Origin of the sequence: Bacillus sp. Cr_A10 (genome assembly GCF_029222665.1) — a bacterium.
GTDB lineage: Bacteria > Bacillota > Bacilli > Bacillales_A > Planococcaceae > Psychrobacillus.
The window spans coordinates 938,523-952,681 of record NZ_JARHXR010000009.1; the positions used below are offsets into that span (position 1 = coordinate 938,523).

At 36.5% G+C, this 14,159-nt stretch carries 16 protein-coding genes and 1 pseudogene; 1 reads left to right on the plus strand and 16 read right to left on the minus strand.

Translation table 11 applies throughout. The annotated features are described in order from the left end of the window. Nucleotides 1-1,335: 1,335 nt before the first annotated feature. From panD to P2Q73_RS11950, 9 genes are all read right to left on the minus strand, one after another. Nucleotides 1,336-1,719 carry an aspartate 1-decarboxylase gene (gene panD, locus P2Q73_RS11910; RefSeq protein ID WP_053589770.1) on the minus strand — a complete coding sequence of 128 codons (384 nt, stop codon included), beginning with the start codon at nucleotides 1,717-1,719 and terminating at the stop codon, nucleotides 1,336-1,338. Between the two features lie 3 nt (nucleotides 1,720-1,722). Then, entirely contained in the window at nucleotides 1,723-2,568 is an 846-nt protein-coding gene (panC, locus tag P2Q73_RS11915) for a pantoate--beta-alanine ligase (RefSeq protein ID WP_275787335.1), read from the minus strand. Further along, nucleotides 2,546-3,400, minus strand: a complete 855-nt coding sequence (panB, locus tag P2Q73_RS11920) for a 3-methyl-2-oxobutanoate hydroxymethyltransferase (RefSeq protein ID WP_275787338.1) — start codon at nucleotides 3,398-3,400, stop codon at nucleotides 2,546-2,548. Before panB ends, panC begins: the two co-directional genes overlap by 23 nt. A 225-nt stretch (nucleotides 3,401-3,625) precedes the next feature. Continuing rightward, on the minus strand, nucleotides 3,626-4,606 hold the full coding sequence (locus tag P2Q73_RS11925) for a biotin--[acetyl-CoA-carboxylase] ligase (RefSeq protein ID WP_345798848.1): 981 nt from the start codon (nucleotides 4,604-4,606) through the stop codon (nucleotides 3,626-3,628). Then, entirely contained in the window at nucleotides 4,596-5,804 is a 1,209-nt protein-coding gene (locus tag P2Q73_RS11930) for a CCA tRNA nucleotidyltransferase (RefSeq protein WP_275787341.1), read from the minus strand. Before P2Q73_RS11930 ends, P2Q73_RS11925 begins: the two co-directional genes overlap by 11 nt. After that, complete coding sequence (bshA, locus tag P2Q73_RS11935) at nucleotides 5,782-6,912, minus strand: N-acetyl-alpha-D-glucosaminyl L-malate synthase BshA (protein ID WP_056829502.1); 1,131 nt, start codon at nucleotides 6,910-6,912, stop codon at nucleotides 5,782-5,784. The genes P2Q73_RS11930 and bshA overlap by 23 nt, the downstream gene beginning before the upstream one ends. 12 nt (nucleotides 6,913-6,924) lie before the next feature. Continuing rightward, complete coding sequence (gene mgsA / locus P2Q73_RS11940) at nucleotides 6,925-7,332, minus strand: methylglyoxal synthase (RefSeq protein ID WP_053589775.1); 408 nt, start codon at nucleotides 7,330-7,332, stop codon at nucleotides 6,925-6,927. Nucleotides 7,333-7,336: 4 nt separating this feature from the next. Next, nucleotides 7,337-8,119: a 4-hydroxy-tetrahydrodipicolinate reductase gene (gene dapB / locus P2Q73_RS11945; RefSeq protein ID WP_275787347.1), complete on the minus strand. Its 783-nt coding sequence runs from the start codon at nucleotides 8,117-8,119 to the stop codon at nucleotides 7,337-7,339. A 2-nt stretch (nucleotides 8,120-8,121) separates the two neighbouring features. Continuing rightward, entirely contained in the window at nucleotides 8,122-8,454 is a 333-nt protein-coding gene (locus P2Q73_RS11950; RefSeq protein WP_056829498.1) for a nucleotide pyrophosphohydrolase, read from the minus strand. 103 nt (nucleotides 8,455-8,557) lie between these two features. Here P2Q73_RS11950 and P2Q73_RS11955 point away from each other — a divergent pair, with 103 nt between their 5' ends. Then, nucleotides 8,558-9,427 carry a YitT family protein gene (locus P2Q73_RS11955; protein ID WP_056829496.1) on the plus strand — a complete coding sequence of 290 codons (870 nt, stop codon included), beginning with the start codon at nucleotides 8,558-8,560 and terminating at the stop codon, nucleotides 9,425-9,427. A gap of 44 nt (nucleotides 9,428-9,471) precedes the next feature. Here P2Q73_RS11955 and P2Q73_RS11960 read toward each other — a convergent pair. From P2Q73_RS11960 to P2Q73_RS11990, 7 genes and pseudogenes are all read right to left on the minus strand, one after another. After that, nucleotides 9,472-10,099 (minus strand): annotated as a pseudogene (locus tag P2Q73_RS11960) (zinc metallopeptidase). Nucleotides 10,100-10,212: 113 nt separating this feature from the next. Beyond that, nucleotides 10,213-10,809 carry a lipoprotein heptaprenylglyceryl N-acetyltransferase LhaT gene (gene lhaT, locus P2Q73_RS11965; RefSeq protein WP_275787351.1) on the minus strand — a complete coding sequence of 199 codons (597 nt, stop codon included), beginning with the start codon at nucleotides 10,807-10,809 and terminating at the stop codon, nucleotides 10,213-10,215. A 156-nt stretch (nucleotides 10,810-10,965) separates the two neighbouring features. Next, on the minus strand, nucleotides 10,966-11,748 hold the full coding sequence (locus tag P2Q73_RS11970; RefSeq protein WP_056829492.1) for a menaquinol-cytochrome c reductase cytochrome b/c subunit: 783 nt from the start codon (nucleotides 11,746-11,748) through the stop codon (nucleotides 10,966-10,968). A 41-nt stretch (nucleotides 11,749-11,789) separates the two neighbouring features. Further along, on the minus strand, nucleotides 11,790-12,464 hold the full coding sequence (qcrB, locus tag P2Q73_RS11975) for a menaquinol-cytochrome c reductase cytochrome b subunit (RefSeq protein WP_053589782.1): 675 nt from the start codon (nucleotides 12,462-12,464) through the stop codon (nucleotides 11,790-11,792). Between the two features lie 20 nt (nucleotides 12,465-12,484). Then, entirely contained in the window at nucleotides 12,485-12,988 is a 504-nt protein-coding gene (locus P2Q73_RS11980) for a QcrA and Rieske domain-containing protein (RefSeq protein ID WP_056829490.1), read from the minus strand. A 158-nt stretch (nucleotides 12,989-13,146) separates the two neighbouring features. Further along, a complete protein-coding gene (locus P2Q73_RS11985; RefSeq protein WP_053589784.1) occupies nucleotides 13,147-13,593 on the minus strand; it encodes a DUF2487 family protein in 447 nt (148 codons plus the stop codon). An 11-nt stretch (nucleotides 13,594-13,604) separates the two neighbouring features. Next, complete coding sequence (locus tag P2Q73_RS11990; protein WP_053589785.1) at nucleotides 13,605-14,156, minus strand: ReoY family proteolytic degradation factor; 552 nt, start codon at nucleotides 14,154-14,156, stop codon at nucleotides 13,605-13,607. Nucleotides 14,157-14,159: the final 3 nt, after the last annotated feature.

The following is a 14,159-nucleotide window of genomic DNA, read 5'->3' on the forward strand; positions in this document are numbered from 1 at the left end:
CAACTCGCTCCTGCGGCGGGTAAGGCGCACATCCTGGATAATGCCCTTTAAGCATTCCCAATTTATTGAAAGAAGCAAATGTAGGGTCTAATTTCTTAAACATAAAATATGTTTCAAAACCATAGAAAATAGAATCACGGACGTGCGCTTGCCGCACGCTTCACATGAGCCTCCGCAGGATGAGTCGCTCCTTCGTCGCTCCCACATCCTTTACGGGGTCTCATTCTTCGCGGTCCTGCGGCGGGTAAGGCGCACATCCTGGTTACTCCCCTTCAAGTAGTGTCATTTTATTGAAAGAAGTAAATGTAGGGTCTAATTTCATAAACATAAAATATATTTCAAAACCATAGAAAATAGAAATTCGGATGTGCGCTTGCCGCACGCTTCGCATGAGCCTCCGCAGGATGAGTCGCTCCTTCGTCGCTCCCACATCCTTTACGGGGTCTCATTCTTCGCACTTTTGCGGCGGGTAAGTTGCACATCCTGGTTACTCCCCTTTAAGTAATGAAATTTTATTGAAAGAAGTAAATGTGGGGTCTTAAAATATTTAGAAATGATTTATCAGTATAAAACCGCATTTAACATGTAAGTGCGCTTGCGGCTAGTAATGCGCACATCTTAGTCACCACTGTTGATGAAAAATCAGCCAATATTTTGGAGTCCCAATACTATGTAGCTCATTTTAATAGAAAACCTTTTATTTGTAATGGCTGACACTTGCAGTTGCGCCTTCCGAACCGCATGACGTGCCGTATGAGACAGATGGATGCGCCTAGCGCATACAGCGGCTCATGCGGACGTGCGGCCAGCGCGAATGCATATAGATAAGTAGTATTCCATGTAACCTAAAACCTAATTAATTTGCTCTTTTAGGACTCGGGTGTGCGCTTGCCGCACGCTATGTATGAGCCTCCGTAGGATGAGTTGCTCCTTCGTCGTTTGCACATCCTATTTTTGATGAAAAATCATTGATAACAAGTAAAGTATTTTGGTCTTACACTACTATGTAGCTCATTTTAATTGAAAACCTTTTTTTGAAATTGATGATACCTCCAGTCGCGCCTTCCCAGCCGCATGACGTGCCGTATGAGATAGATGTATGAGCCTTAGCGCATACAGCGGCTCATGCGGACGTGCGGCCAGCGCGAATGCATATAGATAAGAAGGGTACCCCTTTATCACCATTTAAAGAATTTCTGTTTTCAAACTATTACTTTGTGCTTTGAACAACTTTTTCTAATTATTACTACAAAAAGATGCGAGGGACGTGATAAAGTCACGTCCCTCGCATTCAAGAATTTTAGTAATCTAATAAGTCTTTGGCCGGATAGTAAATTACATCACTGTAGCTTCAGGTTCGTAATGTATTATCTGTTTAATCGTATTATTATCATTCATAATGGCTACTGTAGGTTGATGTGTTTTGGCTTCATCATTCATCACGTAGGCATAGGAAAGGATAATAACAATATCTCCTCGTTGAACGAGGCGAGCAGCTGCTCCATTTACACAAATAACGCCGCTTCCTCTTTCACCAGAGATAATATACGTTTCAAAACGTGCTCCATTGTTATTATTTACAATATGCACTTTCTCGTTTGGCAGCATCCCGACTGCATCCAAAATATCTTGATCGATTGTGATACTACCTACATAATTTAAATCTGCTTGAGTCACAACTGCGCGGTGTATCTTGCTATTTAACATCATTCGTAACATCAATCACACTTCCTTTACTTCAACTATTATATTATCGATCAAACGGGCATTTTCAAAAAATACAGCTGTTGCAAACAATACTTGTTCCACATTATTCAGATCCGTTCTTAAATTTGGATAGGATAATGCTTGAAAATAATCGATTCGACCTGATGTGTTTTGTTCAATATGAGCCTTACCTTTTGCTAGCGCTTCCTGGATATTCTTTGTTTCCATCCATGTATCGGTCGCAATAGTTAATGCTTTATATAGATGAATGGCTTCTACTCTTTCTTTTTCGCTTAAAAAGACATTTCGTGAACTTTTTGCAAGTCCATCAGCTTCTCGAACAGTTGGCACTCGAACAATTTGAACAGGAAAATTATAAGCTTGAACAAATGTATCAATAATGGCAAGTTGTTGCGCATCCTTTTGGCCAAAATAAGCATTTGTCGGTTCTACTAAATGAAATAACTTAGTAATAACCTTTAATACACCATCAAAATGTCCTGGTCTGCTTTCTCCACAAAGTTTAGTGGAAAGCTCCCCTGCATGAATAGAAATACCGCTTTCAAAAGGGTACATTTCTGAAACAGACGGAACAAAAAGAGCATCTATCCCCGCTCCTATTGCAAGCTCTGTATCATGCTCAATATCTCTTGGATATCGATCTAAATCTTCGTTTGGACCAAACTGAGCAGGATTGACAAAAATACTAGAAACGACAATATCATTTTCCTGTCTTGCTTTGTTTAGTAGAGCGAGATGTCCTTCATGCAAGTATCCCATCGTAGGAACTAATCCAATCGTTTTTCCTTTATTACTATTTAGAAATTCTTGTAATTCATTAATTGTTTTTACTGTTTTCATGTTTTCCTCCATACAATTGTTGAAGTTGATCTTCTTTCATAGTAAATTGATGTTGCTCTGCTGGGAAAGATTTATGTTTAACCTCTTGTACATACTGTGTTATGCCATCTGCAATTGGTCCACCAATATTTGCAAATTCCTTTACAAATTTCGGTATATGATGTGTTCCATATTTAACCATATCATGGAAAACCAACACTTGACCATCCGAAGTAACACCAGCTCCAATTCCTATTGTAGGAATTGTTAAAGCAGTAGAAATGTTTTCAGTTAGCTGATGAGGGATACACTCTAAAACTACTGCACAAGCACCTGCTTGCTCACATTTTATTGCATCCTCTATTAATTTTTCTGCAGCTGCTGCAGTTTTACCTTGCACTTTATATCCACCGAGAACTCCAGCTGACTGTGGAAGTAAACCTAGATGGGCAACAACTGGAATACCTGCAGAAGTTAATCTTTGAATGACAGGAATTACTTCATCTGCACCTTCCACTTTTACTGCTTGTGCACTCGTTTCCTGCATAATTTTTACTGCATTCGAAAGTGTTTGGTCTAATGAACCATGATAAGTTGCAAAAGGCATATCTACTACTAAAAAAGTATTAGGTGCACCTCTTCTAGCAGCTTTTCCATGATGTATCATGTCATCTAGCGTCACAAGAACAGTTGAATCATAGCCAAGCACTACCATACCTAAGGAGTCTCCAACTAGAATCATATCCATTCCTGCATTTTCTGCAAACTTAGCAGTAGGATAATCGTATGCAGTAATCATTGCAATTTTTTCATTGTTTTTTTTCATCTCTACAAAACTACTTGTTGTTTTCATTGTGTATCACTCCTCTTTTTATTGAGAAGAAAACCGATAAAAAGCCCTTCAATCCCAGAAATGGGCAGAAGGGCAGAAAAAGTTAATTGAGGTTTTCTCCGTCCCTGTCGTTACATGATCAAGGCAGACTATTTAATTACAGTAAAATAATAAGCAGGTGCAGTTCAATTAAGATACTACCCTTCGCATACAGAATAACAGAATACTACAAAATAGTCCAAATTATTATTTGTCAATCAAGTTAATATCTGCAGAATAAATTCCTCTAATTTCCCCACTATCTAAACGAAGCTCTAGTACACCATCAGCAGTTATTCCAATAGCTACCCCTTCGAGTGTTTCTCTTAAGAGGCTGGCTCTAATTCTTTTTCCAATTGTACAGCTATAGCTTTCCCATAAAAGTTTTATAGGTTCAAATCCATTTTCTACATAAATGGACGAGTATTTTTCTAAATAAAATAAGATTTTAGCAACTAACTCAGCTCGATCAATCTCTAATCCTGTTTCCATTTTTAATGAAGTAGCAATGGATTGAATGGTCTCATTAAAAGATTCCGTATCTTGGTTTACATTTACCCCAATTCCAATAATGATAGATTGAACACGATCCATATCTGCTTGTAGCTCTGTTAATATTCCAGTTACTTTTTTTCCATTTAACAATAAATCATTCGGCCACTTGATCTCAGGTGCATAACCTGTTAATGATTCTATTGCCTTTGTTATAGCGACAGCAGACACAAGTGTAAATTGCGGTGCTTGATGTGGACTGATCTCTGGTCGAATAATAACACTCATCCATATTCCTTTATTCGCAGTGGAATCCCAAGCTCGTTCTAACCTACCTCTACCAGATGTTTGCTCTTCCGTAATTACTACCGTTCCATGAGAGACACCCTCTCTGGCAGACTCAGCTGCAATGTTTTGGGTGGAATCGCAAACAGGGAAATATAAGATATTATGACCTAATTGCTTTGTTTCTAATAGTGGAGTTATTCTCTCTTTCGATACAATATCCGGGATTGTTTGAAGAATATATCCTTTTTTCTTAACAGCCTCCACGACATACCCCTCTTCTTCTAGCGCTTTCAAGTGCTTCCAAATCATCGTTCGTGAGATAGATAATTCATCTGCAAGCTTTTGGCCTGATATCGGGTTTCCTTTTGCAGCAATCAATTGGGCTAGTATTTTTTCTTTATTCGTCATATTCACGAAAAAACCATTCCTTTATACTTTTTCGATTATTCGCTACTCGTCCATTAACAATAGCTTCCGTCATTTTATCAATAACGTCTTTTAACCAAGGTCCCCTTTTTTGTTGTTTCCATTCCATAATGTCATTTCCGTTTACTACAATTTCTTTCGAAGAAGAGATCGGAATAGCTTTTTTTAATTGTTGAATTGACTCATTTGTATAGGAAACTGAAATTCCAAATAAGAGCGCACCATAGTTAGCTGCCGCTATTAGAACATCTTCTTTAAATTGAAAAATTTCATAGGTAGTCCAATGTCCTTTTTTCAATAATTCTACTGCATCTGATACTTGTTTCACATAGGATTTTTCAGCATTGGAGCACTTATAAAAATTTATTAAAGCATTTATATCATCACTTTTTTGCATAAGTGAAAAAAATGCCCAACCATTTGCGGCATTACCAAAGTAATTAAAGCTATTCCATTTTTCCAAATAAGTATCCCAGTCACCTGGAAAATTTATTGCAAGTTTACTTGATACAAATAATTGCATTCCTCTTCCGACATAAGTACTTGTCCAAATCTTTTCGAGTTCAACCTTTACTCTTTCCATAGATACATGCTCAATCAAAGCATGCAACGAATTAATTGCATCCAATGTACATTCTTGTAAGGAAAAGTTCAGCTGAGCAGAGAAACGAACTGCTCTTAGCATTCGAAGTGCATCCTCTGAAAAACGCTTTTTCGGGTCTCCAACTGCACGTATTAATCTATTTTCAATATCCTTTTGACCACCAAAGTAATCTATTAACTCATCTGATTTTGTTAAAGCCATTGCATTCATTGTAAAATCTCTTCTTTTTAGATCTTCTTGAAGCGATCGAACAAATTCAACGTGATCTGGCCTTCTAAAATCGGAATAGGTTGCATCTGAACGAAAAGTAGTCACTTCGATTGTTTCATCTAATACAACTAGTACTGTTCCATGTTCAATCCCTACATCAATTGTGTGTTTAAATAATTGTTTGACTTCAATCGGTGTCGCGTTAGTAGTTATATCTACATCATTTGCATCGACTTCTCTTATGAAATCGCGGACTGCTCCTCCTACTACATATGCTTCAAATCCAGCTTGCTCTAGCTGTTCAATTACTTGATATGCAATCGGCCACCGATTCTTCATCATGTTATCTTCTCGCCACTCTTTCATATAACGATTCATACTGTTCAACAATACTAGCAGAACTAAAACGTTCTTTTACAATTTTTAGAGATGTTTCACTTAGTTCTTTATGTAATAATGGGTCTTGTAATATATTCAATCCATATTCAGCGACCTTATTTATATCTCCTAGTTCAACAAGATATCCATTTTCACCATGTGAGATGACTTCTGGTATACCACCAATTTTTGTACCAATACAAGGGACTTGACATGCCATTGCTTCCAATAATACTAATCCAAAAGATTCTTTTTGAGATAGCAGTAGCATTAAATCTGATATTGAATATAACTCAGATAAATTATCTTGCTTCCCTAAAAATAATATATCATTTTCGATAGATTTCCCTTTAACATATTCCATAATAGGGTGTTTTTCAGGTCCATCTCCAACTAATAATAATTTTGTAGGAATCTCATTTCGAATTAACTCAAAACTTTTGACTACATCTTGCACACGTTTTACTTTCCTAAAGTTAGAAACATGGATAATTACTTTTTCATCTTCTCTAATTCCTAATAATTCCTTTAAATTTCTATCTTCTTTTTTTGTATATTCATTTTCATCGACAAAATTATAAACAGTTTCTATTTCTTTTTTCGGAGAAATTAACTCCAATGTTTGGCTAACTAAGGAATCCGAAACCGCAGTGACAACATCTGATTTCTCAATACCATAACGAATGGCACCTGATAAGGAAGAATCCTCACCAAGCACAGTTATATCGGTACCATGTAATGTTGTAACAATGCCAATGTCTGAATCCGCCATATCGCGGGCTAAAATAGCACAAACTGCATGAGGAATCGCATAATGTACATGCAAAACATCTAGACCTTCATCTTCAATTACTTCAGCCATTTTGTTCGCTAATGCAATATCATATGGGGCATATTGAAATACAGAATAGCTATTAACGTCTACTTGATGAAACGTTATATTTGGATACATTCTGTTTAAACGGAAAGGCATACTGGAAGTGATAAAGTGAATGTCATGACCTTTTTCAGCAAGCAATTTCCCTAATTCAGTAGCAATAACACCTGATCCGCCAACTGTCGGATAACAGGTTATTCCAATTTTCAATTTGCGCATAAAATCACTTCCTTAACGTGTACGTCTCTCTTCAAGCAACCGCCAATCCAAAAATCCTTCTTCAATTCCCTTTAGTAATATCTCTGCAGTACCCATGTTTGTCGCTAAAGGTATTTGATACACATCACATAATCGGATTAAAGCAGATACATCTGGTTCATGAGGTTGCGCAGTAAGGGGATCTCTGAAAAAAATTACCATATCCATTACATTGTTTGCTATCGCTGAACCAATTTGTTGATCCCCTCCTAGGGGACCTGACTTGTATCTGAATACTGACAGACCTACTTCGTCAATTATTCGTGTACCTGTCGTTCCTGTTGCAAATAATTCATGTTCCTCAAAAATAGTTTTATATGCAGTAACAAATTGAATTAAATCATCCTTTTTTTTGTCATGTGCCACTAATGCTATTCTCATCATGTCACTCCTCTAAAATAATATCTTCTAAGCCGTAAATTAGTGTATTTTGTTTCATTATCTCAGTGATGGATAACACAATCCCAGACATAAAAGAAGTCCGGTCAAACGAATCATGTCGAATAGTCAATAACTGACCTTCTCCACTTAAAAGAACTTGTTGATGTGCAAGTAGACCTGGCATTCGTACGCTATGTATATGCATTCCGGAAAAGTTTGCCCCTCTTGCCCCTTCCATAATTTCTTTTTCATCTGGATGACCTTGCTTAAATGTAGTTCTCGTTTCATTAATCATCTGTGCTGTTTTTGTTGCTGTACCTGAAGGAGCATCCACCTTCTTATCATGATGCATTTCAATTATTTCTACATTCGGTAAGTATTTAGCAGCCATTTGGGAGAATTTCATCATTAGGACGGCTCCAATTGAAAAGTTTGGAGCGATAATGCATCCTATTTCCTTCTCCTCTACTTTGTTCCGAATCTCATCTAATTGTAAATCAGTAAAGCCTGTAGTACCAATCACAGGTCTTACTCCACTATCCAAAGCAATCATTGCATGTTCAAAAACAGAGCTTGGTACTGTTAAATCTACAAGTACATCAGGTTCGGTTTGATATATTAACTCTTTTAAAGAAGTGAATATCGGAATATTATCTCCTAAAAAGTCTTCATTTTTTTTATTGTCTAAAACACTAACTAATAAAAAGTCTGTATTTTTAACTATTGTATCTACTGCTTCTTTTCCCATTCTTCCTCTTGGCCCTGCTACTGCTACTTTTATAACCATAACTAGTCCTCCTTTTTAGTCCAACGATCCTTATCCCTTGTATTGTATTTATTTAATACCTTTTGCAAGGATTCTTGTAAGTCAATTCCTTCTGCATTTGCTAAACAAATTAACACAAAAAAGAAATCTCCCATTTCTTCTGCAAGTTCTTTATCAACTTCCGTACTCTTTTTTTTCTTCGTACCATATTTATGTTGTATCTCTCTGGAAAGCTCCCCTAACTCTTCTGTCAGTCTAGCTAACATTTCCATTGGTGGAAAATAACCTTCTTTAAATTGATTTATGTATATATCTACATCTTTTTGTAAGTCAACTAACGTTTTATTTTCAGACATATTTTCACACTCCCTTACTCATCCTAATAAAAATATACACTGGTTGTCAAAAGCAAACAAATGAATGATAATAATAAGTATACTATTATAGTGAGGTGGATTCATGGGGATTGGTTTAAAACTTAAAAATATTATAGCTATAATAATTGGATCCGCTATTTATAGTTTTGGTTTTGTACATTTTAATATGCAAAACGAACTTGGAGAAGGTGGATTTTCTGGTATTACATTAGTTTTATATTTCGTATTTAACTGGGATCCAGCATTGATGAACCTACTACTAAATATTCCAATGTTTATCATTGGTTGGAAATTGCTCGGCAGAAAAATGTTTGCTTATACTGTAATAGGAACATTCTCTGTTTCAGTATTCTTAAAGATATTTCATGTATACGAATTCCAATTAGGATTAGAGGATGATTTGTTTCTTGTTTCCCTGTTTGCCGGAGTTTTCGTTGGAATTGGTTTAGGTATTATTTTTAGATTCGGTGGAACAACGGGCGGAGTAGACATAATTGCTCGTCTAGTCTATAAATATAAAGGCTGGAGCATGGGAAAAACAATGTTTTTATTTGATGCTTTTGTTATATTACTTTCCTGGTTAACTTTTTTAGACGAAAGATCGATGATGTATACCTTAGTCGCAGTTTTTGTTGGGGCTAGAGTAATTGATTTCGTACAAGAAGGTGCTTATTCTGCAAGAGGTGCTTTTATCATTTCTGATCAGCAAAATGAAATTGCTGACCGCATTTCAGAAATAATGGACCGTGGAGTAACTATTTTTCGCGGACATGGTCATTTTACTAAGAATGAGCGGGAAATTCTCTACTGTGTGGTCGCTAAAAATGAAATTACTGCATTAAAGTCTATAATCACTTCCGTTGACCCACATGCTTTTGTATCTCTTATGGATGTGCATGACGTTATGGGTGAAGGCTTCACCCTCGATGACGAGAAAAAACCAATTGAATAAGAAAGGATTGTCCCATAACGACGAGGGACAATCCTTTTTAAATTCTATTCGTCTCTGTTTGCCATACCTGTGTATATTAAGATTAAACGTACTAACTCAAGAACTGCTACTGCTGCAGCAGCTACATATGTTAATGCAGCGGCGTTAAGTACCTTTTTCGCGTGAGGTTCTTCTTCATTGCGAATAATTCCTAACGACACCATTTGGTTCATCGCACGATTGGAAGCGTTAAACTCCACTGGGAGGGTTACTATTTGGAATACTACGCCCTACTGCAAGCAATACAATACCAAGTAACATTAAACTAGGGAAAGTTGCAAGCATACCTATCATGATGAAAATCCAAGAAGCATTTGAAGAAATGTTAGCGATTGGAACTAGTTTATGTCTAATAGTTAGAAAAGAATATGCTTCTTTATGTTGAATAGCATGTCCAACCTCATGGGCTGCAACTGCTGAACCAGCAACCGAAGACTCATGATAATTTTGCGAAGACAATGCAACAATTTTAGTCATCGGATTGTAATGGTCAGTTAAAAACCCACTACTTTCTACTACTTTAACATCTTGTAATCCATTTGCATCTAAAATTGTTCTAGCTACTTGGGCACCGCTCATTCCAGATGTCGAACGTACTTTTGAATATTTCTTAAACGTACTTTTTACTTTCATTTGTGCATAAATTGGCAATAACAAAATTATTGCAAAATATACAATGTAAGAAACCAACTAATTTTTCCCCCTCTCAATCTATACTACTATTTTAAATGGAATGCTCTCTTCAATCAACTAATTCGCTTTGACCTTTTTTGATAATTTACAATTGCAATTGTAATGCATGCAATTGATAACCAAAATGTAAAATATCCAATTTGATTGGAATAGCTACTTATACTTCTATATATAGGCATTTGGTCAAACACATAATCTATAATGTCATTATGGAGCGTCCATATAGAAGCAATTAAAATATGTACCCATCTAAACTTATAGAATGGCATATATAAGATTGCTTGAAGTGCCATTGCAAAGTGTGAGGCTACTAGCATCCAACCCATCCATCCGATTGATCCTGTTTCTACATAAGTCCAAAGATTCATTACAACTGCCCAAAGTCCGTATTTTACTAAAGTGATTAAGGCTAGAACCTCGATTAACTTCCAATTTTTCTTTAGTAACCAACCTAATAATGCTATCGTGAAAAATAAACTTGCTGTCGGGCTATCTGGGACAAATAAATAAAATTTTGGTTCCGTAATAGAAAGCTGAGATTCATACCAGTAGTAACCGTAAATTGTACCTAATAAGTTTACAAGGAATAATAGCCACATAAATGATTTATTGTAGAGTATTACTTTCAAAACCGTCACTTGATCTTTCATGTAAACGCTCCTCTTATATATAGGTAAAAAAAAAGAGCCAGTTTCCTGACTCTTTAAGACTGTTGACAAACGCTCGCAATCTTCGTTGTTTGCACTTCGTGCGTCACGTCTCGATTGACAAACGTTTTCATGACAGTCCTATAATAATTTAAAATATTATTCTGCTGGTTGAAGAGTTGTAATAAACTCTGCAAGTTTTTGAAGTTCTTCTTCAGAACCTTGGAAGGTACCACCTGGCATTCCGCCTTGACCTTCATGAGCAATTTTAACAATTTCTTCAGCAGTATATTCTAAACCAATTAACGGTTTTCCTAAACCACCTTCGAAGGCGTTACCATGACATCCAATACAGGACGAACCTTGGTAAATTTGATAACCTTCAGAAGTTTCATCAATCTCCACTGCAGCAACCTCTTCTTTAATTTCCCCTTGAGCTTTAGCAGCTTCCCAATCGTGGTTTGCAACTGATTCCCAAGTTAAGAAAATGATTGAAGCAATAGCAAGAAGCATAAATCCAGTTGGAAGTGGTCGTTTCCAAGGACTTCTTTCTTTACTTGTATCTAAGAATGGTACTAATAATAGCGCACCGAAAGCTAGTCCTGGCATAACGATTGATCCAATAACATTAAATGGACCAGAAGCGAACTCATATTTTAATAATTGATATAAAAACAAGAAATACCAGTCTGGTAATGGAATATACGCTGTATCTGTTGGATCCGCTTGACGCTCAAGTGGTGATGGATGCGCAACGGTTAAAACTAAATAACCAACTAAGAAAACTGCACCGACTAACCATTCCTTTAATAAAAAGTCTGGCCAGAAAGCTTCTGTTTTACCAGGATACTCAGAATAATCTTTCGGAGTTTTCTTTGGTCGGCTTGCGGGATCTGTTATTCGAGAGTCACCGACAAATTTCATACCTTTTCCGCGATGCATAATGTCCCCTCCTTTTAAGAATTATCTACTCCACTTACCCATTATAGTGGACCAGAAATACCTTGACGACGAATCATGATAAAGTGAGCTGCAAGTAATGCGAATAATGCAGCTGGTAAGAAGAACACATGAATCGCAAAGAATCTTGTTAAAGTTTGTGCACCGATGATATGTTCATCACCAGCTAATAATGTTTTTATTGCTCCACCAATAAATGGAACAGATGCTGCAATTTCAATACCTACTTTTGTTGCGAACAATGCTTTCATGTCCCAAGGAAGTAGGTAACCCGTAAATCCTAAACCTAACATAACAGCGAAGATTAATACTCCGACCATCCAGTTTAGTTCACGAGGTTTTTTATAAGAACCAGTAAAGAATACACGTAACGTATGTAAGAACATCATAACAATTACTAGTGATGCTCCCCAATGGTGCATCCCACGCACGATTTCACCGAATGCTACTTCATTTTGAAGATAGTAAACAGATTCCCATGCATTTTCAATATCTGGTACATAGTACATAGTTAAAAACATACCTGATAATATTTGAATTACCGTAATAAAGAATGTCAATCCTCCAAAACAATATACAAATGCTGAGAAATGGTGTGCAGGGTTTACGTGTTCTGGTACTTCGTGGTCTGCAATATCACGCCATATAGGTGTAATATCTAGACGTTCATCCACCCAATCATAGATTTTGTTCAGCACTGATGTCGTACCCCCTTACTTTAAACTAATGTGTTAGGCATAGCTTTTCCAATTTCTAAGAAACCGTCATTTTCACGTACTTCATATTGATCCAACGGACCTAGAGGTGGTGTTTTTGGAACATTCTTCCCGTTTTTCTCATAGCGACCTGCGTGACATGGACAGAAGAATTGATTTTTGTGAGCTGGGTCACCTTCCCAGTTCACTGTACAACCTAGATGTTTACATACCGGTGAAAGAGCAATGATTTGATCTCCTTCTTTATAAACCCATGCAGTATTTGTTACATCAGACTTGTACCATGCATCGACTTGTTCAAATGTGAAGTCAACACGTTCAGGAACTTCCGTAATATCAGCAACTTTTTTCTCCGTAAGTACAAAATCTCCGCCTTCTGTTTTTTGCAATACAGGATCAACTGCAAAACGTACCATAGGCATTAGCATACCTGCAGCCATGAATCCGCCAACACCTGTTAATGTATAACTTAGAAATTGACGTCTTGATACTTTATTGTTACTCATCCTTTTCCCCCCTCTAACTTAAAGGTCAGTCCAATGGACATACTTGCTTGAATTAATAATACTAGGACATATCAATGATATATCAATAAAAAAGGAAGGTCAATATTCCTTTGAAACGAATTATATACTTTGTGAACAATTAATGAAAGATATTGTCACTAATTCGCCCATTTTTTTGCGAATGTCGGAATAAGTTGACGAAGCTGATCTTCCAACACGGAATTTCTCAATTTTTGATCCATAGAATCGAGAGGTACAGAAGGTGTCCAAAAAATATTTTTCTCTTCTCCCAGTGAACTCCATTCTTTATCAGAAGTAATGAAAAATACATGTTTGAACTCGGCTTTATTCAACTCTTCTTTCCACTGATTATATAATGTGAGCTTGTCCTGATTTTTTGTGTAAGAGAAGGAAGGAAATAAAACAATCCTTCCTTTGAATTGATTTTCGATTATATTTGCTAAGGATAATGTAAAATCGGCAGCTGATGCTGCAAATTGGAATCCTTGCTCAGAGCCATCAATTAATGTTAATGGGACTACTGCTGTATCTATATATTCTTTTTGTGCTTGAAATACTGCGCTATCTTTACCGTTCCAATGCATCTCTATCTCTCCTAAATATCTTTATCTACTAGTGCTTTCCACATTGCTGATAGTTCTAAAAATTTAGCTTTGTTATTTTGGTCGATTGCTTCATCGATTTGTTTTTGTAAATGTTCTACTTGAAAGGAATACAAACTCTCAGATAAGATATCTTCTACAATTAGTTTATCCTTTTCGCTAATATGCAAATACTTCGGCATATAAGGATTTTCTTCTAGTACTGCTAAGTATTCAGGACTTGGTGGAACCGTTTGAAAATTTAACTGTATATACATTTCTTCTTCTGGGTGTAGCCTCAAATCATGAAATGATTTTTCTGCATCAGCTGTCATAACGCTTCCCTTATAAAATCGGAATGGTATTCCTGATGATGTCGTGACAGACATCACCATTGCTCTTGGGCAATAATGCGCTTCTTCTACAAAATGCACATTATTCAAAAGTGTCTCATGACTGATTAAGTAGTTCAAGATCCAGACGCATTCTCTTCTTTTCATCTGATATTTTTTCAAAAACCAACGGACAAATTCTTTCTTTTCGCCAACTGAAACAGAAGCAGTCACGTA

Bases quoted from the DNA above. Each gene is read 5' to 3' on its own strand.
- P2Q73_RS11930 (WP_275787341.1), bottom strand. From the start codon at position 5,804: ATGAAAGAGTGGCGAGAAGATAACATGATGAAGAATCGGTGGCCGATT.
- P2Q73_RS11950 (WP_056829498.1), bottom strand. From the start codon at position 8,454: ATGTCTGAAAATAAAACGTTAGTTGACTTACAAAAAGATGTAGATATA.
- P2Q73_RS11970 (WP_056829492.1), bottom strand. From the start codon at position 11,748: ATGCATCGCGGAAAAGGTATGAAATTTGTCGGTGACTCTCGAATAACA.
- P2Q73_RS11985 (WP_053589784.1), bottom strand. From the start codon at position 13,593: ATGCATTGGAACGGTAAAGATAGCGCAGTATTTCAAGCACAAAAAGAA.
- dapB (WP_275787347.1), bottom strand. From the start codon at position 8,119: ATGGTTATAAAAGTAGCAGTAGCAGGGCCAAGAGGAAGAATGGGAAAA.
- P2Q73_RS11980 (WP_056829490.1), bottom strand. From the start codon at position 12,988: ATGAGTAACAATAAAGTATCAAGACGTCAATTTCTAAGTTATACATTA.
- P2Q73_RS11925 (WP_345798848.1), bottom strand. From the start codon at position 4,606: ATGACGAATAAAGAAAAAATACTAGCCCAATTGATTGCTGCAAAAGGA.
- panD (WP_053589770.1), bottom strand. From the start codon at position 1,719: ATGTTACGAATGATGTTAAATAGCAAGATACACCGCGCAGTTGTGACT.
- bshA (WP_056829502.1), bottom strand. From the start codon at position 6,912: ATGCGCAAATTGAAAATTGGAATAACCTGTTATCCGACAGTTGGCGGA.
- panC (WP_275787335.1), bottom strand. From the start codon at position 2,568: ATGAAAACAGTAAAAACAATTAATGAATTACAAGAATTTCTAAATAGT.
- mgsA (WP_053589775.1), bottom strand. From the start codon at position 7,332: ATGAGAATAGCATTAGTGGCACATGACAAAAAAAAGGATGATTTAATT.
- P2Q73_RS11955 (WP_056829496.1), top strand. From the start codon at position 8,558: ATGGGGATTGGTTTAAAACTTAAAAATATTATAGCTATAATAATTGGA.
- panB (WP_275787338.1), bottom strand. From the start codon at position 3,400: ATGAAAACAACAAGTAGTTTTGTAGAGATGAAAAAAAACAATGAAAAA.
- lhaT (WP_275787351.1), bottom strand. From the start codon at position 10,809: ATGAAAGATCAAGTGACGGTTTTGAAAGTAATACTCTACAATAAATCA.